The organism is Methylobacterium sp. ap11, from assembly GCF_900110515.1.
In the GTDB taxonomy this organism is placed as follows: Bacteria; Pseudomonadota; Alphaproteobacteria; order Rhizobiales; family Beijerinckiaceae; genus Methylobacterium; species Methylobacterium ajmalii.
The window spans coordinates 19,673-44,687 of record NZ_FOEB01000020.1; the positions used below are offsets into that span (position 1 = coordinate 19,673).

Annotated in this window: 22 protein-coding genes; 8 read left to right on the forward strand and 14 right to left on the reverse strand. The window is 69.9% G+C overall.

What is annotated here, in order from left to right; translation table 11 throughout:
• Positions 1-32: 32 nt before the first annotated feature.
• The 6 genes from BMX97_RS23420 to BMX97_RS33130 all read right to left on the reverse strand — a co-directional run bounded on the left by BMX97_RS23420 (position 33) and on the right by BMX97_RS33130 (position 6,510).
• Complete coding sequence (locus BMX97_RS23420; protein ID WP_244538607.1) at positions 33-1,022, reverse strand: family 8 glycosyl hydrolase; 990 nt, start codon at positions 1,020-1,022, stop codon at positions 33-35.
• Positions 1,023-1,367: 345 nt separating this feature from the next.
• Complete coding sequence (locus BMX97_RS23425; RefSeq protein ID WP_091753642.1) at positions 1,368-2,054, reverse strand: alginate O-acetyltransferase AlgF; 687 nt, start codon at positions 2,052-2,054, stop codon at positions 1,368-1,370.
• Position 2,055: 1 nt separating this feature from the next.
• Positions 2,056-3,015 (reverse strand): alginate O-acetyltransferase AlgX-related protein, encoded by a 960-nt coding sequence (locus BMX97_RS23430; protein ID WP_177202325.1) that lies wholly within the window; start codon positions 3,013-3,015, stop codon positions 2,056-2,058.
• A 1,015-nt stretch (positions 3,016-4,030) separates the two neighbouring features.
• Positions 4,031-4,393, reverse strand: a complete 363-nt coding sequence (locus BMX97_RS23435; RefSeq protein ID WP_091753644.1) for a hypothetical protein — start codon at positions 4,391-4,393, stop codon at positions 4,031-4,033.
• A gap of 340 nt (positions 4,394-4,733) precedes the next feature.
• Positions 4,734-5,888, reverse strand: a complete 1,155-nt coding sequence (locus tag BMX97_RS23440) for a family 8 glycosyl hydrolase (protein ID WP_091753645.1) — start codon at positions 5,886-5,888, stop codon at positions 4,734-4,736.
• 217 nt (positions 5,889-6,105) lie between these two features.
• Entirely contained in the window at positions 6,106-6,510 is a 405-nt protein-coding gene (locus BMX97_RS33130) for a hypothetical protein (protein ID WP_177202326.1), read from the reverse strand.
• A gap of 320 nt (positions 6,511-6,830) precedes the next feature.
• Here BMX97_RS33130 and BMX97_RS23450 point away from each other — a divergent pair, with 320 nt between their 5' ends.
• The 4 genes from BMX97_RS23450 (at position 6,831) to BMX97_RS23470 (ending at position 8,766) form a co-directional block, all read left to right on the forward strand.
• Complete coding sequence (locus BMX97_RS23450; RefSeq protein WP_143074704.1) at positions 6,831-7,016, forward strand: hypothetical protein; 186 nt, start codon at positions 6,831-6,833, stop codon at positions 7,014-7,016.
• 160 nt (positions 7,017-7,176) lie between these two features.
• Positions 7,177-7,416 carry a hypothetical protein gene (locus BMX97_RS23455; RefSeq protein WP_091753712.1) on the forward strand — a complete coding sequence of 80 codons (240 nt, stop codon included), beginning with the start codon at positions 7,177-7,179 and terminating at the stop codon, positions 7,414-7,416.
• Positions 7,389-7,790, forward strand: coding sequence for an MmcQ/YjbR family DNA-binding protein (locus BMX97_RS23460; protein ID WP_348273136.1), 402 nt, complete (start codon positions 7,389-7,391; stop codon positions 7,788-7,790). The genes BMX97_RS23455 and BMX97_RS23460 overlap by 28 nt, the downstream gene beginning before the upstream one ends.
• Before the next feature lie 766 nt (positions 7,791-8,556).
• Entirely contained in the window at positions 8,557-8,766 is a 210-nt protein-coding gene (locus tag BMX97_RS23470) for a cold-shock protein (protein ID WP_091753648.1), read from the forward strand.
• Positions 8,767-9,586: 820 nt separating this feature from the next.
• Here the strand turns inward: BMX97_RS23470 and BMX97_RS23475 are convergent.
• From BMX97_RS23475 to BMX97_RS23485, 3 genes are all read right to left on the reverse strand, one after another.
• A complete protein-coding gene (locus tag BMX97_RS23475; RefSeq protein WP_091753649.1) occupies positions 9,587-10,549 on the reverse strand; it encodes a hypothetical protein in 963 nt (320 codons plus the stop codon).
• An 8-nt stretch (positions 10,550-10,557) separates the two neighbouring features.
• Positions 10,558-10,992 carry a PRC-barrel domain-containing protein gene (locus BMX97_RS23480; protein ID WP_091753650.1) on the reverse strand — a complete coding sequence of 145 codons (435 nt, stop codon included), beginning with the start codon at positions 10,990-10,992 and terminating at the stop codon, positions 10,558-10,560.
• A gap of 68 nt (positions 10,993-11,060) precedes the next feature.
• On the reverse strand, positions 11,061-11,528 hold the full coding sequence (locus BMX97_RS23485; protein WP_060848660.1) for a DUF2721 domain-containing protein: 468 nt from the start codon (positions 11,526-11,528) through the stop codon (positions 11,061-11,063).
• Between the two features lie 325 nt (positions 11,529-11,853).
• Between BMX97_RS23485 and BMX97_RS23490 the strand changes: the two genes are divergently transcribed.
• On the forward strand, positions 11,854-12,426 hold the full coding sequence (locus BMX97_RS23490; protein ID WP_143074705.1) for a PAS domain-containing protein: 573 nt from the start codon (positions 11,854-11,856) through the stop codon (positions 12,424-12,426).
• A gap of 68 nt (positions 12,427-12,494) precedes the next feature.
• Here BMX97_RS23490 and BMX97_RS23495 read toward each other — a convergent pair whose 3' ends face one another.
• From BMX97_RS23495 to BMX97_RS23515, 5 genes are read right to left on the reverse strand one after another with little or no spacing between them, the layout of a single operon-like run.
• The gene (locus tag BMX97_RS23495; protein ID WP_091753652.1) at positions 12,495-13,283 is read right to left on the reverse strand and encodes a VOC family protein; all 789 of its coding nucleotides are present in this window, start codon (positions 13,281-13,283) and stop codon (positions 12,495-12,497) included.
• Between the two features lie 12 nt (positions 13,284-13,295).
• On the reverse strand, positions 13,296-14,939 hold the full coding sequence (locus BMX97_RS23500; protein WP_091753653.1) for an ABC transporter ATP-binding protein: 1,644 nt from the start codon (positions 14,937-14,939) through the stop codon (positions 13,296-13,298).
• A complete protein-coding gene (locus tag BMX97_RS23505; protein WP_091753654.1) occupies positions 14,936-15,799 on the reverse strand; it encodes an ABC transporter permease in 864 nt (287 codons plus the stop codon). Before BMX97_RS23505 ends, BMX97_RS23500 begins: the two co-directional genes overlap by 4 nt.
• A gap of 4 nt (positions 15,800-15,803) precedes the next feature.
• On the reverse strand, positions 15,804-16,781 hold the full coding sequence (locus BMX97_RS23510) for an ABC transporter permease (RefSeq protein ID WP_091753655.1): 978 nt from the start codon (positions 16,779-16,781) through the stop codon (positions 15,804-15,806).
• A gap of 43 nt (positions 16,782-16,824) precedes the next feature.
• Positions 16,825-18,456, reverse strand: coding sequence for an ABC transporter substrate-binding protein (locus BMX97_RS23515; RefSeq protein ID WP_091753656.1), 1,632 nt, complete (start codon positions 18,454-18,456; stop codon positions 16,825-16,827).
• Between the two features lie 344 nt (positions 18,457-18,800).
• Between BMX97_RS23515 and BMX97_RS23520 the strand changes: the two genes are divergently transcribed.
• The 3 genes from BMX97_RS23520 (at position 18,801) to BMX97_RS23530 (ending at position 24,484) form a co-directional block, all read left to right on the forward strand.
• The gene (locus tag BMX97_RS23520) at positions 18,801-19,253 is read left to right on the forward strand and encodes a cupredoxin domain-containing protein (RefSeq protein ID WP_091753657.1); all 453 of its coding nucleotides are present in this window, start codon (positions 18,801-18,803) and stop codon (positions 19,251-19,253) included.
• Between the two features lie 198 nt (positions 19,254-19,451).
• Positions 19,452-22,745, forward strand: a complete 3,294-nt coding sequence (locus BMX97_RS23525) for a helicase-related protein (protein WP_091753658.1) — start codon at positions 19,452-19,454, stop codon at positions 22,743-22,745.
• Between the two features lie 203 nt (positions 22,746-22,948).
• Complete coding sequence (locus tag BMX97_RS23530) at positions 22,949-24,484, forward strand: DUF2252 domain-containing protein (protein ID WP_091753659.1); 1,536 nt, start codon at positions 22,949-22,951, stop codon at positions 24,482-24,484.
• Positions 24,485-25,015 lie beyond the last annotated feature (531 nt).

The following is a 25,015-nucleotide window of genomic DNA, read 5'->3' on the forward strand; positions in this document are numbered from 1 at the left end:
CGGCGGCGGCCAGACGCGGGGAGGGGCCCGGTTCAGCGCCCGAGGCAGGCCGGCCAGGTCAGCCGTGCCGCCGACAAGGCGAGAATGTGGAGCACGGCGGGATAATAGTTCTCGGACGGCGAGGGGGTCGAGAAGGATGTCGGCACCCGCGCGCCGGACGCGATACAGGACGTGAGCGCACCGACCGCGGCGTAGCCGGGTTCTCCCATGCGCCCGCTCGCCCGTCCGGCGAGAGGATCGACGATGGGCAGGCCGGCGGCACCCCCATCGGTCCAGGCCGCCGCGAAGGGCTCGTAGAGGGCGCGCTCGCCCTGCGCCGCCATGGCGAGGTAGAGCGGGACCCGCACGGCATTGTACGACAGGATCGCGGGAAAGCCGTCGGCGGGACGCGGGCGGTTGCCCGCCATGGCGATCCAGTCGGTCGGCACCCGGCTCGCCCCGAAGCGGGCACGCCGCACGAGGTCGACGCCTGAAGCCTCGAGGCGCTGCCACGGGAAGGCCGGCGCCACCGTCGCGAGGCGGGCGAAGGCCGGGAAGACCCAGTAGGACAGGTTCACCACCGGGCCGTCGCTCCGCTCGCCGGCACCGAACCCGGCGAGGCCGGGCAGGATCAGCGGGCCGCCGGCCCCATCCCAAAGCACGAGGCGCCCGCCGATCTCCTCGGCGATGCGACGGGCCGCGTTGCGGAAGGGCCCGTCCGGCCAGCGCTCCGCCGCCTCCACCAGCGCCCAGGCGATCAGGATGTCGCCATCCGTCGCGTTGTTCGGATCCGCGACGGGGACCGGAACGTCGGGCTCCCAGCGCCAGGCGAACAGCGCATCCTTGCGCACCATGAGCGCGAGGCGCGTCCAGTCCCAGATGCGCTCGAAGGTCTGGCGATCCCCGGACGCCGCGGCGAACAGCAGGCCGTAACCCTGCCCTTCGCTGTGGCTGATCCTGCCATTCGCCGTGTCGACGACGCGCCCCTCGCGGGTGACGAAGCGGTCCTTGAAGCTCGCCCAGGCGGCAGGGTCGATCGCCAACCCCCGCGCGGCAGACGGTGCGGGCAGCACTCCTGCATCCCCGGCGATGCCGAGCCCGGGCGCTCCCGCGAGGGCCAGGACCAGGGCGGCCGCACGACAGTGCCGGCGCGAGCGTCGTCGCGCGTGGCTCCTCAGGTCCGTCCGCATGCCGCCCCTCGATCCGCCGGGACGGCCGGCTTCGCATAGATCAGGGCGGCACGAAACCACCTGCGGGTGCGGCCGGAGGCACGGCGCCGACATGCGCCGTATCCAGGGGCGATGGATCGACCGGCGCCGACCCGGTCCGGGTTCGGCGGGAGGCGACGAAGCGGCAGGGACGCCGTCCCTGGCCGCCGATCGTCGCGTTTACGGCTTCCAGGCCGGCAGCGCATCGCTGCCGACGATCAGCGTCGGCTCGCTCCGGAGGGTGACAAGCCAGACGCTGTACGCGTTGCCGGCCTCGAATTGAACCGGCTTGGCCGCCGTCGAGCGCCCTTCGCGGCAGCCCGAGCTGAGCTGCACGCTCACCGGATTCACGCCGCGCGACCGCTCCGTATCGACGGCGACATCGGGAAAGACCACGGTGCTGGCCGGCTCCAGCCTCAGCGAGGCGGGGCCGCATTCCGGCGCGGCGTTGACGAACGACAGCGAAGTCCGCGTCTGGTTCATCTCGTAGCGGGACGCCATCGCCACCACCCGGATCGCCTCGCCTTCGCGGCGCACGACCAGGCTGACCTTCGTGGCGGGGCTGAGGCCGACGGTGCTGCGCACCTCCTGGCCTCCGGCCCGCACGACCAGGGGAAGGGAGGGAGTATCCGTCCGGTCGAGGTTCAGGTAGCTCCCGACACGGGTCTCGTCGCGGATGCCGATCGTCTGGGGGGGCAGGAGGTCCGAGGTGACCGAGACCTCGGTGTCGAGCGCGTTCACCACCCGCACGAAGATGGCGTCGCGCTTGGGCTGCTGCCCGTAGAGCGACCGCTCGGCGCGTGCCGCCGAGGAGGAGAGCAGGCAGGCCGCCGCGAGGCAGGCCCGGGCGAGGAGGCGGGCCGCCATGTCAGGCTCCGACGCGCTTGCGCAGATCCGTGAGGATCGCGTCGGGCTTCATGGCGGTCTGGCCCCAGATCGCCGAGTTGTTCGGCGGGATCGTGAGGTCCGTCTCGTGGAAGACCCAGACCACGACCTTCGGGCGTTGCGCAGCGAAGGCGCTGCTCCCGAGATAGTCGAGGAGGTTCCAGTACGGGCTGAAGGAATGGATCTTCCAGACGAGCCAGACCGGCCGGTTCAGGCGGTTCGCGAGGGCGGTCGAGAAGCCGAAGGACGGGTGCAGGTAGCTGTTGCCCACCAGCACCGTATCGGCGCCTTCTTCCGCCAAAAGATCTCCGGCGCCGGTCTCCACCGCCTGCGGCAGCTTGTAGGATTGCAACGGATACTTCGCACGTTCCTCCGACGCCAGCAGGAGGGCGAGGTCGTTCTTGCTCTGCACCATGTCCCGCGGCGGGCCGAGGCGCGGGCCGGGCTTGCTGCTCGGTGGAAGGAGCGAGCCCGCCTTGATGGCGTCCGCTACCGCGTTCGCCGCGCAGGCCGCGCCCTGCGGCGTCCAGTGCGTGTCCGCCTTGAAGAAGAGCGGGGTAGCCGGCTCGGCCTTCCGGAGCGCGCTCATCGCCGCGAGGAGATCCGGGACCGGCGTCCCGTTGCGGCGCAACGCCTCCAGTTCGACCCCGTAGCGGCGCTGGGTGTCGGGCGTGAACTTCACGCCGTCCGGCAGATGCTCGGACAGGATCCGCGACTTCGCCGGGGTCAGGCAGATCACGGTCTGGATCTTCGCCTGCTTGAGGACGCCGACGACGTCGTTGATGAAGGACGCGCCCTGCTGCACGCGCGTATAGTCGACCCGCGAGACCTGATCGAAGGCAGGAAACAGCCACCCGTCCTTGCCGACGACGACCTCGGATGCCGCAGCCGATGCGGGCAACGGTGCCGAGGGGGTGAGGCCCAGGAGGGCGGAGCCGCCCATCACGCAAAATGAACGCCGGTCGATAGATCCGGAATATTGGTGCGAACCCATGTCACGCCTCGACGGAAATGATCATAGACCGAGACGGCGGCATGTGAGCAAGTCCCGGATGATAGAGTATGGCCTGAAAAACATGAACAAAAACTAAAAATACTGCCAAGAACGCGCAATCGCCTGTCGGAATGCAATATTAATCAAATAAAATACGGCTTCAAACGAAGATCGAGACGTTGAAAAGCTCGGGGTAAGTATCGCTGACTTGCAAGTATTCAGCAGAAAAACGTAGAATTAATCCAAAATTATGGGATCAATGCGGCGCTTTATAACGCTTAATGCCATAGGGTTATCGTTCGAGACCCCGAGGCGATACAAGCTTTATACTCTACTCCAGGTCGAGCGTCATCGTTCGCGGCAACCGTGCGGCGACGGTCACGGTTCGGTACGTTCGGAGTGTGACGATCGAAAATTCGCCCGGCCGCGGCCAGGTGGCGTCCTTGCTGCGCAAGAAAGCGGACGGCACATCGCAGCTTCCTCACGCGCGTGGCGTGCAGAGTTCGAGCCCGCCAAGATATTCGATGTCGTGCGGGCAAACCTGAAGCATCCGAGCGGCCACGATGCCCATTCCGGTCGACGGTCGGCTTCTTCAGCTCGCCCATCACCGTCATCGGCCAGGCCGTCTCCTTCGGCAGCCTGCCGCGCGTGATCCTGACGTTCTGGCTTCTCGTCGGTCGATCGCGAGATCGGGGAGGCCGCCCGCACCCAGCGGGCGAACTCGTCGTCTGGCATGCGATTGCCCGGCCGATGATCCGGCTCTACCCCGTCTCCGGGTTCTTCTTCGCTTCGGCGACTTGCCGGCGCTACTCGGCGCCTCGGAGCGACGCTGATGCGCCCCGACGCCGGCTCTCGCGCGGCAATGCGACGGGCGATGGCGCAACGTCCTCTCGAGGCGCTGCATGGTCCTCCCCGCCCTTCCGGGCGGTTCCGCGTACCGATCGACCGTCGTACGTGGATCCGATCAATGGGGCTCCGGTGAGGATAGGAGCCGAAAGACGTGTTCGAGCGTGAGCGGCCGACGATCGGCCTCCGGGAGAGGTACGGCTGCCGGGTACGACCGAACGGGCATCGGGATCTCGTCGCGCGTCGCAACCTCGATCGGCATCGGGCGCGCGATATCGACCGCGCTGGCAGGGGGCACAGAGATCGTTGCCGTCTCGGGGAAGGACCCGGCCGGTACCGCCTCGACCCTTGGCGGCAGCGTGTCCGACGCGCGATCGCCGATCCGCTTGAGATGTCCCGCTCGATTGTTGAAATTATGATAGGAAAATCCGACCATCTCGAAAGATTTGAGAGCGGAATCGATATCGTTGTACATGGTCATCGCGTCTATCCGCTTGTCCGGCTGCGCGTGTCGCAGGCTGACGCCCGCTGCGGCGAAGCAAAAACGATCTCGGTCGATCACGCCCCGCGAAAAGCCGCGTGCCTCGCCGTCGAGCCGATTCGATCCACCCGACAGTGAGAGTAATCTGCAGATCGATCCGAATGCTTAAGGGCCAGGCCTAACTATCAAGCAATCGAAGAACGACGATCATCGACCAGGTCGGCTGTCGACTCCCGGCGGGTCCGGACCTGCGCGACAATCCAGGCTCCGCGGTCGCGTCACAGGCGACGCTGCGGACGTGAAACTTCCGATGGCGGATCGAGCGGTCGTGCCGAAGCCTTCAGGTGATCGTGCTGAATTCCTGCATGGCGATGCGTGACAACACGATCAACGCGGAGGGGTAGTAATGATCCGTCTCGCCGATGGACGGAAGCGTCGTGCCTTCGGCGGCCGCCTCGCTCCCCGCGCGCGTGCGCAGCGCCAGCGCGGCGATGGAGCGGGTCCCGGGATCGGCGGGGTAGGGTGCGATCGTCCCGCTCTGCAGATCCACCCAGGACGGCGGGTAGGGATGCTGCCCCTCCCAATATCGCCAGAACGCCGCGAGCGCCCCCGGCGACCCGGACCGGCACCAGGCGAGATGAAGCGGGATGCGGATGGCGTCGTAGCTGAAACGTGCCGGCCAGTAGGGCGCCGGGCTCAACGCCCCCGTCCGCTGGTCCACACGCAGCCAGTCGGGCGGGAGATCCCATTTGCCGAACCGCCCGTCCTCGATCAGGCGCAGTCCGTCGACTTCGAGCGCCGACCAGACCCCCGACGGCGCGACCTGGGCCACCTCGTGCATCATGGGAAACGCGTAGTAGGATGGATTGACGATGATGCCGCCGTCGCGGTCGAATCCGTATGCTCCCGGAAGCAGGACGATGCGCTGACCGACCCGCCGGACCAGCAGGCGGAGGATGTCCTGCCCGATCTGGCCTGCTTCGGCCGTGAGGTCGGGGCGCCGCCATACCCGACCCGCTCTCGCCAGCGCACCGGCGATGTAGAGGTCGCCGTCGGTCGCATTGTTGAGATCGTCGACCGGGATCTTCGCCTGAGGCTGGAAGCGCCAGGCGTGCAGGGAATCCGTCGGGCGCCGGAGATGGCGGCGCGTCCAGCCGTGGATGCGGTCGAAGGTGGCGGGATCGTTGAAGGACGCGGCCATCAGCAGGCCCCAGCCCTGACCCTCGCTGTGCGAGACCCCGCCGTTATAGGTATCGACGACCCGGCCGTCCGGAGCGACGAAGCGCCTGACGAAGGTCGCATAGTCCCGCCGGTCCTCCGCCGATGGAGTCGCGAGCGAAGCGAGGCGGCGGACGGCTCCGCCAGCGCCCTGGGACGTCGAGGCGGCAACCGTCGAGCCGGACAGGGAAGAGCTCGCACCGATACTGGCGAAGGCCGAGCCGATCCCAAGCCCCAGGACCGCGCGCCGGCTTATGGTCGATGCTCGTGCAAACACGTGGAAGCCCCATCCCCGTCCGGCTCACGCGAAAATCGGAGACCCGCAACGCACTCTCCTTCGACCATCCTGGAAAACTGTTAAAATCCGGTTTTTATCGCACCTCGTATTAGAATTGTATGGGAGCGGCTTCGTCTTGCAGCATCCGATGCCGGTGTTACGAGACGTTACGATCAATCCCGGTATGCAACCTGTCGCGGGGCGCTCCGCACGCGTCCTATTGCCGATTGTCTTTCGCAAGCACGCGGAGCAATCGGGGAGGCGGCGAAACCGATTTGAATGTGGCGGCGGCAGCTTCTTGGGTGGTGGACGCTATCGCACGGGCGGCCTCGGCATCGGCGGGATCCTGCTCATCATCCTGGTCGTGCTCCTGCTGACCGGCCGGATCACCATCTGACCCCCGGCCGATCATTCGCCGTCGGAAGACTTCCAGGCGGGTGGCCGTATGCTGTCGCTCCGGTTCTTCGCGGTTCCGCGCGGGGATTTCGAGCGACAGGCCAGCCCGTCGAGCCACCTGTGGCGTCCGAAAAATCGGATCGCCAGCTCGGCGCCACCTGATGCGGCGTTTGATGATCGGCGACGGCGGGTTCTCGAGGCCGATGTCGTCCGATGCCCCGGCCATCCGGATCTCCAGAGGCGTGTCGCGACTGGACGCCGGGTTGCGGAGGACGGACCGTCCGGGACCGCCGATCCTGATCTGCGTATCGTCATGCCGGGTGTGTCGCGCAATTGGATTCCTCGACCGCGGCAGCTCGAGGAGATGCCAAAAGTCCTGAAATTCCTCCTGAGGTCTGGATCGAAAGATCTGCTGTTTTGACAAGCTTTGGGGCGGGAGGACCGCCGCGATTCGGGAATATGCGTGGCGGGTGAAGGTTCGCCACGGCCTCGTGAAACCGTTCGCGCTCTCTGATGTTGACCTCCGTCAACTCTGGGTCGGATACGATGACGAGCACCAACGCAAGCTTCACCGACGCCAACACTCCGACCCGGAGCTTCGGCAGCGATCACGACCCGGTACTCGATGGGGTCACGCGCGGCCTCGAGGCGCTGTTTCCACCCATCTACCAGCATGCAAGCCGGGGTGAAGACCTGGAGGTGGAGCAGGACGATCCTGTGCCCTCGACGTGAGAGGTGGCCTCAGACCGCTAGAGCGCTTAACGATCGCGTTGCAATCGCGAAGCTCTCTAGTTTTTTTGCCGCATTTTCGTCGACGAACCGGCATCCACTTCGTCGGAAAATGCTCTAGAGCGACGTTGTCCCTGCCCCGATGGCCGACAGAGAGACGAGAATGTCCAAGCTCTTCATCGCACGAGTGCGCGGACCGCTCGGAGAACGTCCACTCGTGACCGTGCGCGCTGCGGCCGAGGGCGAAGCGAGATTGTTCCTCGAGGCGGCCTACCCGGATGATGAGGTCGTCGAGGTCGCCCAGGCGGGCGATTGGGTCAGCACATCCGACACCGGCGCGAAGGCCGGCGACGTGCGCGAGCACCCCGACGCCGCGTGGCAGGCACCGACGGCAGGCGCGTAGAGGTGGCGTCCTGCCTGCCGGACGACGTTCGCGCGCTGGCGCTCCTGTTGCCGGAGGCGATCGAGGGAGCGCACCAGGGCCATCCGGACTTCCGGGTCGGCGGGCGGATCTTCGCGACCCTGTGGACGGAGGAAGATCGCGTCGTCGTGAAGCTCACGCCCGAATTGCAGGCGGAGATGGTCGAGACTTGGCCCGACGGGTTCGCGCCGGTACCTGGTGCCTGGGGTTCCCGTGGTTGGACGAGCGTCTATCTTTTCGCAGTGGAGGAGGAGGTGCTGCGGGGCGCTCTCCTGGCAGCCTGGAGAACCGCTGCACCTCCCGGCCTCGTGACGCGCTTCGCCGCGCTTGCCGTCGACCCCGACGGCGATCGGTGAGTGTGTGACGAGGCCCCCGGCAGAACGTCCGTTTGCGCATCTCCCGGCAATGAGGGTCGTGCGCCCCGCCGAACTCACGACTGGTCGGCACAGGACGGCCATCGCGGCCCGATCCGGTCACCTGAACATGACAGGCGTACCATTTGCGGTCTAAACTTCGCGGATGTCACAGACGCTTGTCCCGGGTCGTCGTTGCGGCCCCTGTACCGCCTGCTGCCAGGTGCTCGAGGTGAAAGCTCTCGACAAGCCGGCCGGGGTCCGGTGCGAGCACAGCACGGGCGCGTCTTGTCGCATCTACAGCGATCGCCCCCGGGCATGCGCCACGTGGCACTGCCTCTGGCGCAAGATTGGAGCCCTTCCGGACGAGTTGAGGCCTGATCGATCGGGCGTCATACTGTGTCTCGAAATAGATCCGGATGCCGACGACCCGCGTCTTGGCGCCCGAATCGTCTGCCGTGCGGTAGACAATACGGATGCTCTCGATCGGTGGGAGGCTGTCGAAGCCGTGGCGATGTTCGTGCGCGAAGGCTCGCTGCCGGTGTGGACCGCCATCGGACAAACGGCCTCCCTGATCTACGTAGGCGGCGCGTGCGGACCGTCTGCGAACGACCATACCGGGATGGAAGCGCTCCCGGGCCAACTCCGGGGGTAAGAGGCTGCAGCGCAGAGGCGAAGCCGCTGCCCCGAGCTTGACCGGATGAATTGCGAGGGAGACAGCGAGCCACCGGATCGGCTAAGGCATGGGTCGATCATGGGAGATACGTTCATGGCAACCGGTACGGTGAAGTGGTTCAACGGAACCAAGGGCTTCGGCTTCATCCAGCCCGACGACGGCGGGCAGGACGTGTTCGTCCATATCTCCGCAGTCGAGAAAGCGGGCCTTCGCGACCTCGCGGACGGGCAGAAAATCTCCTACGAGGTGGTGGTCGACCAGCGGCGCGGCAAGGCTTCCGCAGAGAACCTGAAGGCCGATTAGCCGAGCGATCGTGCCGGCGGCCCTTCAAGCTGCCGGCATACAGGCACGATGGACGGTCCGAACCGAGCTTGTCGGGATCGCCGGCATCTGTCGCCACGTGCCTCTCAGGCGGTATCCGACCACCGATTGCAGACGACGACAGCTCGGGTTTTTGCGGAGTACATGAAACAGCGAGCCCTGCCGGCCGGGAGGCCTCCGCTGGACTTTGGCCAACTTTGGCGGATCTGCGGCTTTGGTGGAGCGGCGTCACGAAGTGGGCGTGACGGGTAGGCGGGCGCTGTTTCGACCACGAGACACCGCCATGTCCGGCCTGCCCGCCCACGAGCACAAGGCGGCGCAGGCCGCCCGGTACCCGAAGGCTCGACCCACCTTCTCGGACGTGCTGGCCGGCGTGCGCCGGGCGCTCTGAGGGGAGCGGGTTTGGGCAACATCCCGGCGCCAGCGACGTCGAACGAAACCCAGCCGCGCTCTGCCCCTCCCTGGGCCTACGTCCTCTGCCACGCTGCCCGAGGGACCAAAGTCGAGCGTCAAGTTTCAGCCGATTTTCAATCGAATAGAGCATTTTCCGACGAAGTGGATGCCGGTTCGTCGAAGAAAATGCGGCAAAATCAAAAACCTAGAGAGCTTCGTGATTGCAACGCGATCGTGAAGCTCTCTATTACCTCAGATCGAGGTCGGGTGCGGGATAGCAATTCTAAATCAAGTATGCTCTCAGGATGAGGGCGATCATCAGAAAATCTTGAAATCAAGTCGAGCGGGTGCTAGACCAGCCTCGGTTGATGGGCGCGGCCACGGGCTCACCGGCCAGAGGCTGGCGGTGTCATGGGTCTCGGCGATCCGCCCCCTCCTGCACGGATGCGCTCGACTTCCCCCGGGTTTCCTTCCGCGCCCGGGTTTCCTGCGCGCGGGCGGTCTCGCGCAGGCGGCGCCGGCGTTCCTCGAGGCCGGCGCGCGTCGCGGGCCACCAGCCGCGGCCGGGCGCGTCGGCCGCGGCCGCCGGCACCGTCTCGGCGAGTTCGGCGAAGGTCGGCATCCGCCACCAGGCCCAGACCAGCGGCCCCGGCGCGGAGATGGCGGGATAATGGGCGAGCGCCGCGGTTTCCTCGACGACAGCGTCGTCCAGCGCCTCGAACACCACCACGCCGGCGCCCGCGGTCTCCACGGCTGCGCCGAGGGGAGGGGGATCGGCGCGTGGTACCGGGTGGCGCCGGCGCCGGCGCTCCGCCTCGGCGGCGGGGTCGCGGGCGGCCTCGCGCCGGGCGCGGCGCGCCTCGGGCTCGCTCTCGGCCGCCGCCGCCTCGATCACGCCCCAGACCTCCTTCAGCGCCTCGTAGGAACGCCAGGGCACCCGCCAGGCCCGGATCTCCGGCGCCCAGGCGGCGAACGGGATGGTGCGCAGGGTGTCCACCACCGCGCGGGAATAGGGCGTGCGGACCACCAGCGTCTCGGGGGCGGCCTCGAGGTAGCGGCTCTCCAGCGGCTCGAACGCGTAGGCGTCCCGGCCCTTGTCGTCGCCGTAGGCATCGAGGGCCGAGATCTCCCGGGCGATCCAGGCATCGGCCCGCTGCTCGGCGGTGGTGCCGGGCACGAACCAGCGCCGCAGCTTGCGCCGCCAGCGGGCGGTCGGGAAGCTCTCCTTGAAGCGGGCGAGGAGCGCGCGGTCGAACGGCATCGCCACCAGTACGCCGGGACGCTTGACCGTGCCCGGCGCCACCGCGAAGCCCGCTCCGCGGGCGACCTCGCCCTCGGGGCCGCCCTCCTCGTCCCGCCCGTCCTCGGACATGTGCGACCTCAGATCGTCGGCGCGCGGCCGCCGTAGTAATCGTCGAGGCGCCCGCCATAGGACGGGTCGGCGAACGGATCCTCGTCCGGGCCGTGGCGCGGCGCCTCGGCCAGGGTGCCGGGGTCGATGTCGATGACGTAGCCGCCCAGGCGCACGTCGTAGCTCAGGGCCTTCCAGGGCACCGGGTGGTGGTGCTCGCCGAAGCCCAGGAAGCCGCCGAAGGACAGGACCGCGTAGGCGACCTGGCCCGTCACCTTGTCGACCATGAAGTTGTAGACGCTGCCGAGATGCTCGCCCTTGCGGTCGTAGACCGCCGTGCCCTCGACCTTGTTCGAGGCGATCAGCCGGCGGGTCTCGTCGAGGGCGAGGCCGTCGCCGGACGGGTCGAGTTCCATCGTGCCGGGCTCGCGCAGGGCGCGCTCGTTCGGAAGGTCGGTCGGCATGGCGGGCTCCGTGACGCAGGCGGGAACTATCCCTTGGGGAACCGTCCGGTCCGGTGAGGGTTCCGCGCTCAGCGGGACCGCTCGCCGTCCTCCTCCTGCCGCTCGGCCACCTCGGTCCGCACCGTGCGGCTCGCCAGCATCATCTCGACCGCGAAGGCGGTGAGCGAGGCCAGGGTGCAGACGATGGCGGCCCCGAACAGGCTGAACAGCAGGCTCGCCACCGCGGCGTCCCGCAACGTGCCGAGGAACAGGGTCAGCACCGCGCCGCAGATCGCCACCCCGCCGAGGGCCGCGACCACCACCGCCACGTCGAGGGCGAGGCTACGCCGGCGCAGGTCGCGCAGGCGCGCCTGGTCGCCGGGCCGCTCGGCGACACGGTCGGACAGCTTCTCGACCTGGTCGGCGATGCGGGCATGCCGGGTCGAGAAGACGTTGAGCAGCGTCGCGATGCCCGACAGCAGGAAGACCGGCGTCAGGGCGACCTGGATGATGTGGGCGGTCGAATCGACCTGGGACGGATCGGCGGAGGGAATCATGCAGGTCCGGGGGAGGGGCTACGGCCGGCCTGGATCGCACGATGCGGGGGGTGGGTGAAGCGCTTTGGGGGAAAACAACCGGGGAGCGCCGGGCTCCGACATCTCGCGGCGGCACGACGACCAGTCCGGAAGGCCCGCGGCCGGCCGGGATTTGTCCGATGTCTTACCGAATTGCCCCGGACACTACAATTTTTTGAGATATATTGATTTGCTCCAGGGCCATACCTTGACGCCAGACTGGCAGAACCATAGTTCCACCCGCAGTGATTGTATCACTCGTTGCGGACAACGACAGTCCACAAACTCGGCAGCGGCGGAGGTCTGGGTGCGGGAACGAGGGACGGGACGGGACGAGCCCCCGCCGGGAGCGCTGGCGGCGGCCTGCGCGGCGCCGGACGCCGTGGCGACCTGGCAGTGGGACATCGGCGCCGACATCCTGTGCGGCGACGACCGCATGGCGGCCCTCTACGGGGTCGATCCCGCCAGCCTGCGCGGCGGCGCGCCGGTCCCGCTCCTCCTCGACCGCATCCATCCCGACGACCGCGCAACGGTGGTGACCCGCATCCGCCGGGCGGCGGAGGAGGGTGGGTCCTACGTCGTGCCCTATCGCCTGCTTGCGCCCGGGGGGCAGATCCGCTGGGTCCTGTCCTGCGGCCGCTGCGCCCACGACGCCGCGGGCCGCCCGACGGAGGGGCGGGGCGTCGTGATCGACCTCACCGGCGCCGAGACGCATCCCCTGGAGCGCGCCGCCGAGCACGGCCTCGCCGTCCGCCGCGCGGTCGACGACTGGCACGATCCGTTCCTGCGCCGCCTCGCCGACATGCTGCTGATGGAGATCGGCCGCCACCTCGCGGCGGGCGACGCAGAGCAATCCCCGGAGAACCGCTGGACGAACTGACGCGCGCCCACGCTCAGGCGAACCGTGCCGGTGCCGCGGAAGCGGCGACCGGCTGGCGCGGGGCGCCCTCAGCCCGCCGTGACGGAGAGATGCGCCCCGTGGGTGAGGCTCGGGTCGAGGTCGCCTGCCGTCGGACCCCGGAACACGGCGGCCACCGGGCCCTCGTCCCGGCGCGCCAGCGCCTCGGCCAGGGTGCCGTCCGTCCCCGCCGGGCTCGCGAGGGTCACGGTGGTGCGCGGGCCGAGCGGCAGGGTCGCGGCGCGGGCCGGTCTTCCCAGGATCTCGGCCTCGACCACCGGCGCGTCGGCGCCGGTGCCGAGCAGCGCGGCGTAGCGGGCACGGGATGCCTCGACGTCGCGCACCGCCACGGTGACGGACGCGACTCCGGTGATCCCGTTGTCGTGCCGGCGCACGTCGCCCTCCTGCACCCGCAACGACCGGGGCGTGACGTCACCGCACAGGAACGGCACGTCGGAGCCGGGGGCGCGGGCGGTCTTCCAGTCGAGGCGGGCGCCGTCCGGCCGGAAGCGGCCGCCGGCCACGGGGTCGGCGATGTCGAGCCCGCGGGCTTGCGCGGCCTTCACATCGGCGTCGATGTCGCCGGGCAGGAGCGCGTGGTCGAGGAAGCCCTCGCCGGCGCGGTGATAGACATCGGACCAGCGGTTGCCCGGCTCGGGCTTCTTAAAGGCGATCAGCTCCAGGTAGGCGCCGTCCTCCAGCACCACCAGAACGTTGTGGGTAACGCCGTTCTGGTGCTCGCCGCCGCGGATCACCGTGAAGCCGAGGCGGGAGTAATCCGCGAAGGCCGCGTCGAGGTCGGTGACCGCGATCACCAGGTGGTCGAGGGTGAGGGACATGGGGTTTCCTCTTCAGTCGGCGGGAATCGAGGCGCGGCCGGGGATCCAGGCGCGGCCGGGGACCGCGTCCAGGAGGGCGCGGGTATAGGCGGCCTGCGGAGAGGAGAAGACCTCCGCGGTCGGGCCCGCCTCGACGACCTGCCCGTCCTTCATCACGGCGATCCGGTCGCAGATCTGGCCGGCCACCCGCAGATCGTGGGTGATGAACAGCATCGAGAGACCCAGGCGGTCGCGCAGGCTGTCGAGCAGCGCCAGCACCTGGGCCTGGACCGACACGTCGAGGGCCGAGACCGGCTCGTCTGCGACCAGGAGCTCGGGTTCGAGCGCCAGCGCCCGGGCGAGCCCGATCCGCTGGCGCTGCCCGCCGGAGAACTCGTGCGGCAGGCGGTCCATCGCCGCGGGATCGAGCCCGACGAGGCGAAACAGCTCGCGGGCCTTCGCCATGGCGTCGGCGCGGGAGACGCCGTGCAGCATCGGCCCCTGCGCCACCAGCTCGCCGGCCCGGCGGCGCGGGTTGAGCGAGGCGAAGGGATCCTGGAAGACCATCTGCACCCGTCGGGCCTCGGCCCGCATCGCCCGGCGCGAGAGGGAGGCGAGATCGGTGTCGCCGAGCCGGATCGTGCCGGTCTCGGGATCGAGCAGGCGCACGATGCAGCGGGCGAGCGTCGACTTGCCGGAGCCCGATTCGCCGACGATGCCGAGCGTCGTGCCCCGGGGCAGCGACAGGCTCACGTCCCGCACGGCGTGGGTGACCCGGGCGCGGCCCGGCAACAGACCTGCGAGAAGGCCGCCGCCCTTGCGGTAGGTCTTCGAGACGCCCGCGACCGTCAGGATCGGCGCTGCCTCGGTGCCGGGGCGCGGGGCGCGGGGCAGGAGCGGCGGGACCGCGCCGATCAGCGCCCGGGTGTAGGGCGCCCGCGGCCGGTCGAGCACGGCATGCGCCGGGCCCTCCTCGACGAGGCGCCCGGCCTGCATCACCGCGACCCGGTCGGCGATCTCCGCCACCACCCCGAAATCGTGGGTGATGAACAGGACGCCCATGCCGCGCCGGGCCTGGATCTCGCGGACCAGCGCCAGGATGCGCCCCTGCGTCGTCACGTCGAGAGCCGTGGTCGGCTCGTCGGCGATGAGCAGCGCCGGCTCGAGCGCCAGCGCCATGGCGATCATCACCCGCTGGCGCTGGCCGCCCGAGAGCTCGTGCGGGTAGGCCCGGAGCGCCGCGGCGGGATCGGGCATCCGCACCTCGTCGAGGAGCGCCAGGGTCTTCTCCCGGATCGCCCGGGCCCCGAGCTTGGTGTGGATGCGGAAGGTCTCGGCGATCTGGTCGCCGGCCCGGCGCAGCGGGTTCAGGGCCGTCATCGGCTCCTGGAAGATCATGCCGATCGTCGCGCCCCGCAGGCGCCGCATCTCGGCCTCCGACGCGCCGACGAGGTCGCGGCCCTGGAACAGTACCGCGCCGCCGTCAGGCCGCACGCCGGGCGGCAGCAGGCGCATCACCGTGTTGGCAAGCACCGACTTGCCCGAACCCGATTCGCCGACGACGCACAGGATCTCGTTGGCGGCGAGGGTCAGCGAGACGTCGCGGAGCGCGTGGCTGCGGTCGGCCCCCGGCGGCAGGCGGACCGAGAGGTGCTCGATCGCAAGGAGATCGCTCATGCCGCGGCCCCCGATGCAGCCTTCACCGGCGCGGGGCCGCGCAGGCGCGGGTTGAGGGCGTCGTTGAGGCCCTGGCCGACCAGCGAGACGGCGAGCACCGTCATCAGGATGGCGACGCCTGGAATCGCCGAGACGTACCATTGCGTGCGCAGCACGCCGCGCCCGGCGCCGATCAGGTTGCCCCAGGAGGCGACGTTCGGGTCCGACAGGTTGAGGAAGGCGAGCGCGCTCTCGAGCAGGATCGCCACCGCCATCACCACGCTGGCATAGACGATCACCGGCGGCAGGGCGTTGGGCAGGATCTCCCGGGCGATGATGCGGGCGTCGCCCATGCCCAGCACCCGGCAGGCCTGGACGAATTCGCGGTTGCGCAGGGTCAGGAACTCCGCCCGGGTGAGCCGGGCCGGGGCCGGCCAGGAGACGAGGCCGATCGCCACCGTGACGGTGGTGATGTCCGAGCCGAACACCGCGACGAGAACGAGGAGCAGGAGGAAGTTCGGCAGGGTCTGGAACGCTTCCGTGATCCGCATCAGGACGTCGTCGACGATCCCGCCGTAGAAGCCCGCCACCGCGCCGACCGCGATGCCGATCGCGATGGCGATCACCATCGCGACGAGGCCGATCAGCAGCGAGACCCGGGCGCCGTGGAAGATCTGGGCGGCGATGTCGCGCCCGCTCGCGTCCGTTCCGAGCCAGACCTTCGGGTTGGCGAAGGGCCATTGCAGCGGCCGGCCGGCCAGGCCCAACGGGTCCTTGGGAAACAATAGGGGCGCGGTCAACGCCACCGCGATCACCAGAAGGAGGAGCGCCGCGCCCAGGAGGGCCGCCGGGTTGCGCGCGTAGCGCCGGAGAGCCGCCATCGCGTCAGCGCCCCGCCGCGATGCGCGGATCGAGCCGGCCGTAGATCAGATCGACCAAGAAATTCACCGTGATGACGAGGAGCGCCGACACGAACACGATGCCCAGCAGGGTGTTGAGGTCGCGCTGCACCACCGATTCGTAGGCGAGCCGCCCGAGGCCGGGGAGCGCGAACACGCTCTCGACCACCACCGAGCCGCCCAGCATCGTGCCGGCCTGGAGGCCCACCAGGGTCACCATGGGCAGGAGCGCGTTGCGCAGGGCGTGGCGCACGATGACCCCGGTCTCGCCCAGCCCCTTGGCGCGGGCGGTGCGGACGTAGTCGAGGCTCATCACCTCCAGCATCGAGGCGCGCATGATCCGCAGGTAGGTGGCGAGGAAGACGAGCGCGAGCGTCAGGGTCGGCAGCACGAGGTGGCGGGCGACGTCGAGGACGTGGGCAAGCCCGGTATAGCCGGCGCCGACCTCCTCGAACCCGCCGGCCGGCAGCCAGCCGAGATTGATCGCGAACAGCACGATCCCCATCAGGCCGAACCAGAACGAGGGCGTGGCGTAGAACATCAGCCCCAGCGTCGAGATCAGGGTGTCGGGCCATTGGCCGATCCGCCGCGCCGCGAGCACGCCGAGGAACGTCCCGCCGAGGAACGCGAGGGTCAGGGAGGCACCCATCAGCAGCAGCGTCACCGGCAGCCGCTCGGCGATCACGGTGGCGACCGGCTTGCCGTAGATCGCCGACTGGCCGAGGTCGAGCTGCACCAGCCGCCACAGGTAGCGGCCGAGCTGGGCGGCCGCCGGCAGATCGAGACCGTAATAGCGGCGCAGCTCGTCCGCCGTCGCCGGGTCGCCACCGCCCATCTGGGCCATCAGGGCATCGACGGTGTCGCCGGGGGCGAGCTGGAGCAGCAGGAAGAGCCCCGCCAGGATGACGAAGAGTGTCGGCAGGCTGGCGGCGAGGCGGCGCAGCGCCAGGAGGAGGATGGTCATCGGCTGGCCGGGGTCGGGGCGGCGTGCCTCGCGAACGGGGTCGTCACGCCTCGATCCACGCGTCGTGCCAGTCCGCCGAGCCCCAGCGCGGGGTGTTGTGGTCGCCGTGTACGCGCTTGCTCGTCGCCGACAGGAAGGTGCGCTCGGTCATCATCCAGACCGGGAGCGCGTCGTTCACCGCACCCACCCACTGCGCGTAGAGCGCCTTGCGCTTGCCCGGATCGAGCTCGCTCGCCGCCTCGTCGGTGAGGCGGTCGACGAGGTCGGATTGCCAGCCGTACTGGTTGGTCCAGGGCGCGCCCTTCGGCGAGCCGGAGCGGTACCACACCGTCGTCGAGACCGCCGGATCGCCCCGGTACTGGTGCCAGCCGGTGGCGAGGTCGAAGTTCCAGTCGCGGTAGACGGTGGAAAGGGCGCCCGCCGTGTCGAGGTTGACGATCTCGACCTTGATCCCGACCGCCTGGAGCGATTGCTGGATGAAGGTGGCGAGAAGCGGCACGTCCTCGCCGTTCATGATCGGCACGAGCTTCAACGAGAAGCGGGTGCCGCCCGCCCCGCGCTTGAAGCCCGCCTCGTCGAGGAGCGCCGCCGACTTCTTAGGGTCGAACGGGTAGGGGACCGGTGTGTCGGGATAGAACGCCGTCGAGGAGGACGGGATCGGCCCGGTCGCCGGCTTGCCGAGCCCGTAGATGAAGTTCTCGATGAAGAACGGCACGTCGATCGCGTGCGCGATCGCCCGGCGCACCCTGACATCCGCCAGTTCCTTGCGGCGGGTGTTGAACTCGAGGGTGTTGTTGAAGGCGTTGGCCTCCAGCCCCTTGCTCGACACGGTGAAGCGCTTGTCCGACTTCAGCCGGTCGAGGTCGGCGAGCGCGAGCGCGTTGTAGGTCGAGAGCTGGACCTGACCGGTCTCGAGCGCGGCCGAGGCCGCCGCCTTGTCGGTGATGAAGCGCCAGACGATCCGGTCGAGGTAGGGGAAGCCCTCGCGCCAGTAGGTCGGGTTGCGCTCGGCGATGACGTGCTGGCCGCGCTCGTAGGAGACGAACTTGAACGGCCCGGTGCCGATCGGCGCGGTGTTGGCCGGATTCTCGAGCACGTTGGTGCCCTCGAAGACGTGCCGGGGCGCGACGTAGCCGAGGTCGCAGAGCGCCCGCAGCAAGAGGTCGAGCGGCATCGGCCGGGCATAGCGGAAGACGGCCGTGTGCGGATCGGGCGTGTCGACGGCCTCCAGGTAGAGCTGAAGCTGGGTGCCGTAGTTCAGGTACTTCTTCCACATCTCCATCGCGGTGTACTGGACGTCCGCGGAGGTGAAGGGCTTGCCGTCGTGCCAGGTCACGCCCTGGCGCAACCTGAAGGTCACGGTCTTGCCGTCGGGGGCAGCCTCCCAGGCGGTGGCGAGCACGCCGGCCGGCTTGCCGTCCTGGTCGAGATCGACCAGCGGCTCGACGATCTTCGAGGTGATGACGTAGACGCCGGTCGAGGCGCGGATCGCCGGGTTGAGCACCCGCTGCTCGCCGTTGAGCTGCACCGTCAGCACGCCGCCGCGCCGGGGAGCGGTCCCCTGGGGCGACGCTCCTTGCGCCAGTGCCCGCGTCAGGGCCGCCGGGCTCCAGGCCGCGGTGCCGAGCGCCAGGAGGCCGGCCCGCTTGAGGGCGTCGCGGCGGTCGATGATCATGCGTGGTCCTCGTCGTCGTTCGGGCGCCATCCTTGCTGCAACGCAGCGTCGGCGCAATGGACGAAGCGTGGCAATTTCCGGTGCATCCGGAGCGAATTCATCTTCCGGCGGCGCGATCCGGAGAATTCGTGTCGTCACTTGGCCGCGGTCGGGGTTTCGGCAAGGGTTCCGGCGAGAGGTCGGTTCCGGCGAGAGGTCGGTTTCGGCGGGAGGCTCGCCGCGAGGGCATGCGGCGCCGGCCGCCGGGCCGGCATCGGGTCGCAGGCGGGCACCGGGGTGAAACATCGGGCACGACCTGGCGTTCTGGGCTCGACCCCGTTCAACCCCGCCGAGAGGAACCCCCGATGCCGCTTTCGACCCGCGCGCCCCTGGCTGCCGCCGCCCTCGTCCTCCTGACGGGCGGCGCCTTCGCCGCCAACGACCTGCCGCCGCCCAAGACCGACGCGATGCCCCCGGTCGAGGTGACGATCACCGCCGAGAACGGCGCACCGTCCTGCGCGCCGGCGGAGCTGCGCCTGCCGGCCCAGAGCAACGTCGACCTCCACGTGGTCAACCAGTCGAACCTTCAGGTGTCGCTCACCGCGCCGCAGATCTTCCAGAACAAGAACGTGCTGCACCACGACGGCGACGTCGTCCACGTCGCGAGCAACGACGCCTACCTGGTCAAGGCCAACGGCAAGGGCGAGATCCGCCTGCGCACCATCGCGGCCGGCGAGTACACCTATGGCTGCACCGCCACCTCGAAGCAGGACAAGCCGTTCACCGGCAAGCTGACGCTGGTCGACCCGGCGAAGTGAGCGACGGTCCGCGACCGCGGACCGGACCGACGCCCGCATCGTCCCGGGACCGCGACGCAGGCTCCGGGACGACGACACGGCCGGGTCCCGGCCGTGTCCCCATGAACACCCCCACGGTATTCCTGTGCATGCGACAGCCCGCACCGGACCCGCTCAAGCCTCCGGGCGTTTCCCGCTGCGAACGAGGAGCGGGGCCAGATGGCGAAGCGCAAGGTGGGACGGCGCGCACAGGCGGGAACCGAGGAGAGCGTGGCGCCGCTGGTGCCGCCCGGCGCCCTCGCGGTGGCGCTGCTGGGCCTGCGCGACCGGGGCCGTCCGCTCGTCCACGTCGCCCGTGACACGAGGCGGCTGGAGGAGATCGCCGCCCTGCTGCGGGCGCTGGCGCCGGGGATCGGCGTCGCGGTCTATCCGGAATGGGACTGCCTGCCCTTCGACCGCGCCTCGCCGTCGCGCGGCACGATGGGGGCGCGGGCCGGGGTGCTGCGCTGGCTCACCGACACGGATAACCTGCCCGACATCCTGCTCACCACCGCCCCGGCGCTGATCCAGCGGGTGCCGCCGCCCGCGACCTGGGCCGGGGCCCGGGTCGAGCTGACGGCCGGCGATCCCCTCGATCCCGGGCGGCTCACCGCAGAGCTGCAGCGCCTCGGCTACATCCTCGACGACCGGGTCGACGAGCCCGGCGAGGTCGCGGTGCGGGGCCGCACCGTCGACGTGTTCCCGGCCGCCGCCCCCCGGCCCTGCCGCATCGAGCATGCCGGCGGCAAGGTGACGGCGATCCGCAGCTACGATCCGGTGTCGCAGCGCTCCCTCGACGAGGTCGGAACCCTGGTGGTCGATCCCGCCACGGAGATCGTGCTGGCCCCCGACGCGCCGGTGCGCCTCAAACCCTTCAGCGGCCAGGAACACCAGCTGCCGACCCTCTACGGCCGGCTCGCCACCGTGCTCGACTACGTGCCCGAGGCCCGCCTCGTGGTCGAGGCCGGGGCGGAGGCGCGCGCCGACGCCTTCTTCGAGCAGATCGCCGAGGGGCAGGGCGGCGCGACGAGCGCCCGCGGCAAGGCGGCGCCGCTCTATCTGAACCCCGCGGAGTGGCAGGAGGCCCGGGCCGCCCGCGAGGTCGCGGTGGCGACCAAGGAGGAGGCCGACGCGGTCGCGGTGCCGGTCTTCCTGCGCGAGCGCCGGCCGGGCTCGGCCTTCTCGGCCTATCTGCGCGAGCGCCTGAAGGCCGGCGAGCGGGTGGTGCTGGCCGGCGACGCGGCGGCGCTCAAGCGGCTGTCGCGCCAGGCGGCCCGGGCGGCGGAGCGCGGCGTTCGCCCGGTCTCCGACTGGTCGCAGGCGGTGGCCGCCAAGCCCGGCGAGATCGTGGCGCTCGCCGCCCCCCTCGATGCCGGGTTCCGGGTGCCGGAGATGGCCGCGACGGTGATCGCGGCCCCCGACATCCATGGCGGGTCCTCGGCCAAGCCGCTCGCCGGCCAGCCGGTGATCCTGCCGATGGGCGAGGTCGATCTACGGATCGGCGACGTCGCGGTCGACCGCGACCACGGCCTGTGCGTGTTCGAGGGGCTGGAGCGCATCGCCACCGGCGACGGCGGCGCCACCGAGGCCCTGCGCCTGCGCTTCGCCCACGACGCGATCCTGATGGTGCCGGTGGCCCAGGCCGACCGGATCTGGCGCTACGGCTCGGAGGAGGAGGCGGTCGCCCTCGATACGCTCGAGGGCGGCACCTGGCCGAGGCGCCGGCTGACCACGGAGGCGGGCCTCGCCCGGGCCGCCCGCGCCATGCTGGAAGCGGCCGGGATCCGCGCGAAGGCGAAGGCGCCGGCCCTGGCGCCGCCCGAGCGCGAGATGGAGCGCTTCGGCGCCGGCTTCGGCTTCCCGCTCACCCCGGACCAGGCGAAGGCCGTCGACGGGGCGCTCGCCGACCTCGCCTCCGAGCGGCCGATGGACCGGCTGGTTTGCGGCGATGTCGGCTTCGGCAAGACCGAGGTGGCGCTGCGCGCCGCCGCCGCGGCGCTGCTGGCCGGCAAGCAGGTGGCGGTGGTCGCGCCCACCACCGTGCTGGTGCGCCAGCACCTGCGCACCTTCGCGCGGCGCTTCGCCCGGTTCGGGATCGAGGTGGCGCAGCTCTCGCGCCTCGTTCCGCCGGCCGAGGCGAAGAAGGTCCGCCAGGGTCTCGCCGACGGGTCGATCCGCCTCGTGATCGGCACCCAGGCGCTCGCCGGGCGCGGCGTGTCCTTCGCCGACCTCGGCCTCGTGGTGATCGACGAGGAGCAGCGCTTCGGCGCCGCCCTCAAGGAGCGCCTGCGCGGCATGGCGGGCGACGCCCACGTGCTGACGCTGACCGCGACGCCGATCCCCCGCACCCTGCAATCGGCGCTGGTCGGCCTGAAGTCGCTCAGCGTGATCGCGACGCCGCCGGCGGTGCGCCAGCCGATCCGCACGATCCTGACCCCGCTCCACGACGACACCGTCCGGGCGGCGCTGATGCGCGAGAAGGGGCGGGGCGGCCAGAGCTTCGTCGTCTGCCCGCGCATCGAGGAGATCGGCCCGATGGCCGAGCGGCTCAAGGCGCTGGTGCCGGAACTCGCCACGGTCGTGGCCCACGGCGAGATGAAGCCGGCCGAGCTCGACGAGATCATGGTCCGCTTCGCCGACGGAGAGGGCGACGTTCTCCTCGCCACCTCGATCATCGAGAGCGGCCTCGACGTGCCGCGGGCCAACACCATGCTGGTCCACGACGCCGAGCGCTTCGGCCTCGCCCAGCTGCACCAGCTGCGCGGCCGGGTCGGGCGCGGCCAGCGCCGGGGCGTCACCTACCTGCTGACCCGGCCCGACCGGGAGCTGCCCGCGGCCGCCGAGAAGCGCCTTCGGACGCTCGAGGCCCTCGACCGGCTCGGCGCGGGCTTCGCCATCAGCGCCCGCGACCTCGACCTGCGCGGCGCCGGCGACCTCGTCGGCGAGAACCAGGCCGGCCACGTCAAGCTGATCGGGCTCGGTCTCTACCAGCACCTGCTGCACCTGGCGTTGCGCGCCGCCAAGGGCGAGCCGGCGGAGGACTGGGCGCCCGAGATCCATCTCGGCCTTTCGGGCGACGTGCCGGCGGATTACGTGCCCGAGCCGGAGGTGCGCCTCGGCCTCTACACCCGGCTCCTGCGCCTCGGCGCGCCCGAGGAGGTCGAGGCCCTGCGCGGCGAGGTCGAGGACCGGTTCGGGCCGCCGCCCCCGGGCGTGCGGGCGCTGTTCGCCCTGGCGCATCTGCGCGTCGCCTGCCTGCGGCTCGGCATCGCCCGGCTCACCGGCGGGCCGCAGGGGCTGGCGGTCGATTTCCGGCCCGGCTGCGCGCCGGCGGCGATGCCGCTTACCGAGGCGATGACCGCCCGCGAGGGCCGGCTGATCCTGCGCCGCCCCTGCGACGACCCCGACCGGCGCGCCGAGCAGGCGGCGGAGTTCCTGCACCAGATCCAGGAGGCCCGCGACCACCAGGGCTGAGGATGATACGAGATCCGGAAGATGACTTCCGGATCTCGTATCACCAGCCAGCGCGGCGCCTGAGCGAAGCCGCTTTCCGCATCGCGAAGCGATCAATCGGAAAGCGTATGATACGTTCGGCCTCGGGGTTTCATCCCGGGGCCGGAACGATCGCAAACGGCCAAGGTTGACTCCCCGAACCCCGGGACTGAGGAGCCGCGCCGATGGACAGACAGCACGACATCTCCTCGTCGCCCCTGCCTTCGTCCGAGCTGCCGGAGGCCCTGGCGAACGAGAGCGTGGCGGAAACCTGCGAGCGGGTGCCGGGACAGGCCGAGGACATCGTGCTCGCGCCGCTCGCCGATTTCCCGCATATCAACCTGCGCACCCCCGGCGAGCCGTGGGAGACCCGCCGCGCCGCCGGCAAGTGCCTGCGCGCGAAGGTCCCGCACGACAGCCACGGCGCTGGCCCGCTGCCGGAGGACCGTCCCGACCCGGTGCGGCTGATCGAGGAGGCGCAAGAGGGCCGCCAGGCCCACCTGATCCCCCTGCGGGTCGCCCGGATGGCGAGCTCGCCCTTCGCGTTCCTGCGCGGGGCCGCCACCGTGATGGCCTGGGACCTCGCACGGACCCCGACGAGCGGCATCGACGTGGTGATGAATGGCGACGCCCACATCTCGAATTTCGGCCTGTTCGGCACGCCGCAGCGCGACATCGTGCTTGACCTCAACGATTTCGACGAGGTCACGATCGGTCCGTGGGAATGGGACCTGAAGCGGCTCTGCGCCAGCATAGAGGTCGCCGCCCGCGACCTCGACGTGCCAGTGCAGGAGCGGCGCCAGGCGGTGATCGCGGCGGCCTACGGCTACCAGCACACGATGACCGACCTCGCCCCGCAGGGTTCCCTCGACGTCTGGCACCGGGCCGCCAAGGCGGAGGAGCTCGATTTCAGCGGCATCGCGATCGACCAGGAATCGCGCGAGGTGGTGCACCGGGCGGTCGAGAAGGCGCGCAAGCGCCACAACAAGAGCCTGCTCGGCCAGCTCGGCGAGCGCCGGGTCGACGGCGGCTGGCGCTTCCGCGACGAACCGCCGATCCTGACCTGGGTCGACGACGACACCCGCGAGGCGGTGACCGCCGGGCTCGAGCGCTACGCCGAGACGCTGCCGCCGGAGCGCCGCTTCATGCTGAACCGCTACCACGTCGTCGACGTCGCCCACCGGGTGGTCGGCGTCGGCAGCGTCGGCACCCGGGCCTACGTCGCGCTGCTGTGCGGCAACTCGGACCAGGACGTGCTCTTCCTCCAGGTCAAGGAGGCGGTGCGCCCCGCCCACGCGCCCTACGTCGCCGGGATGCCCGAGCCCTACGCCTCGCACGAGGGCGAGCGGGTGATCTACGGCCAGCGCCTGCTCCAGGCGGTCGGCGACCCGCTCCTCGGCTGGACCACCATCGACGACCGCCCGTTCTACGTCCGCCAGATGAAGAACATGAAGGGCGAGATCCCGATCAGCTGCATGCGCGGGCAGCCGCTCGTCTACTTCTCCTGGGCCTACGGCGCCCTGCTCGCCCGGGCGCATGCCCGCACCGGCGACGCGGCGGCCATCGCCGGCTATTGCGGCCGCGACCGCCACGACGACCTCCGCGAGGCCCTGGCCGACTGGGCGCTGGCCTATGGCGACCGGAACGCCGAGGATCACCGGCTCTTCCTCGACGCCATCGCGTCGGGGCGGCTGGAGGCGGCGGAGAACCCGCATCTCTGATAGGCTCGCGCCTCGGCGCCGACGCCCGTTCGAAGGCGCTGCGGTATGAGTTGCACACCGGCTTCACGGTCCCTCGCGGATGAAACGAGGCGGTCATCGTCCATCCCCTTTGCGAGCGTCAGAGGCGGTTTTCGGTCTCGCGCGAGTCCCCCTCTCCCGTGTGGGAGAGGGGACAGGGGTGAGGGTGACACGCTTCAGTGTGAAGCTCGAACTTCGTGCTGGCAGCTCAACGTTTGGTGCCAGACTTAGAACCGTAGCACCCTCACCCCTACCCCTCTCCCACACGGGAGAGGGGATCCCGCGCTCGACAATGACCGTAAAATCAATATGTTGAGGTATCTATCTATTTAGAATTAATCTGACACCACCATAGCCTGTTTGACTGATAGATATACTCTATCCCACAAGCAATCTCATCATAAGGTGTTAGTCGATTAAAGATCGACTAACCTCGAAGGAGGGCTCCAGAAGTCTCCGAGATCACTGGATCCCTCCTTCGAGGCTCAGCGATCTTCGATCGCCTCGCACCTC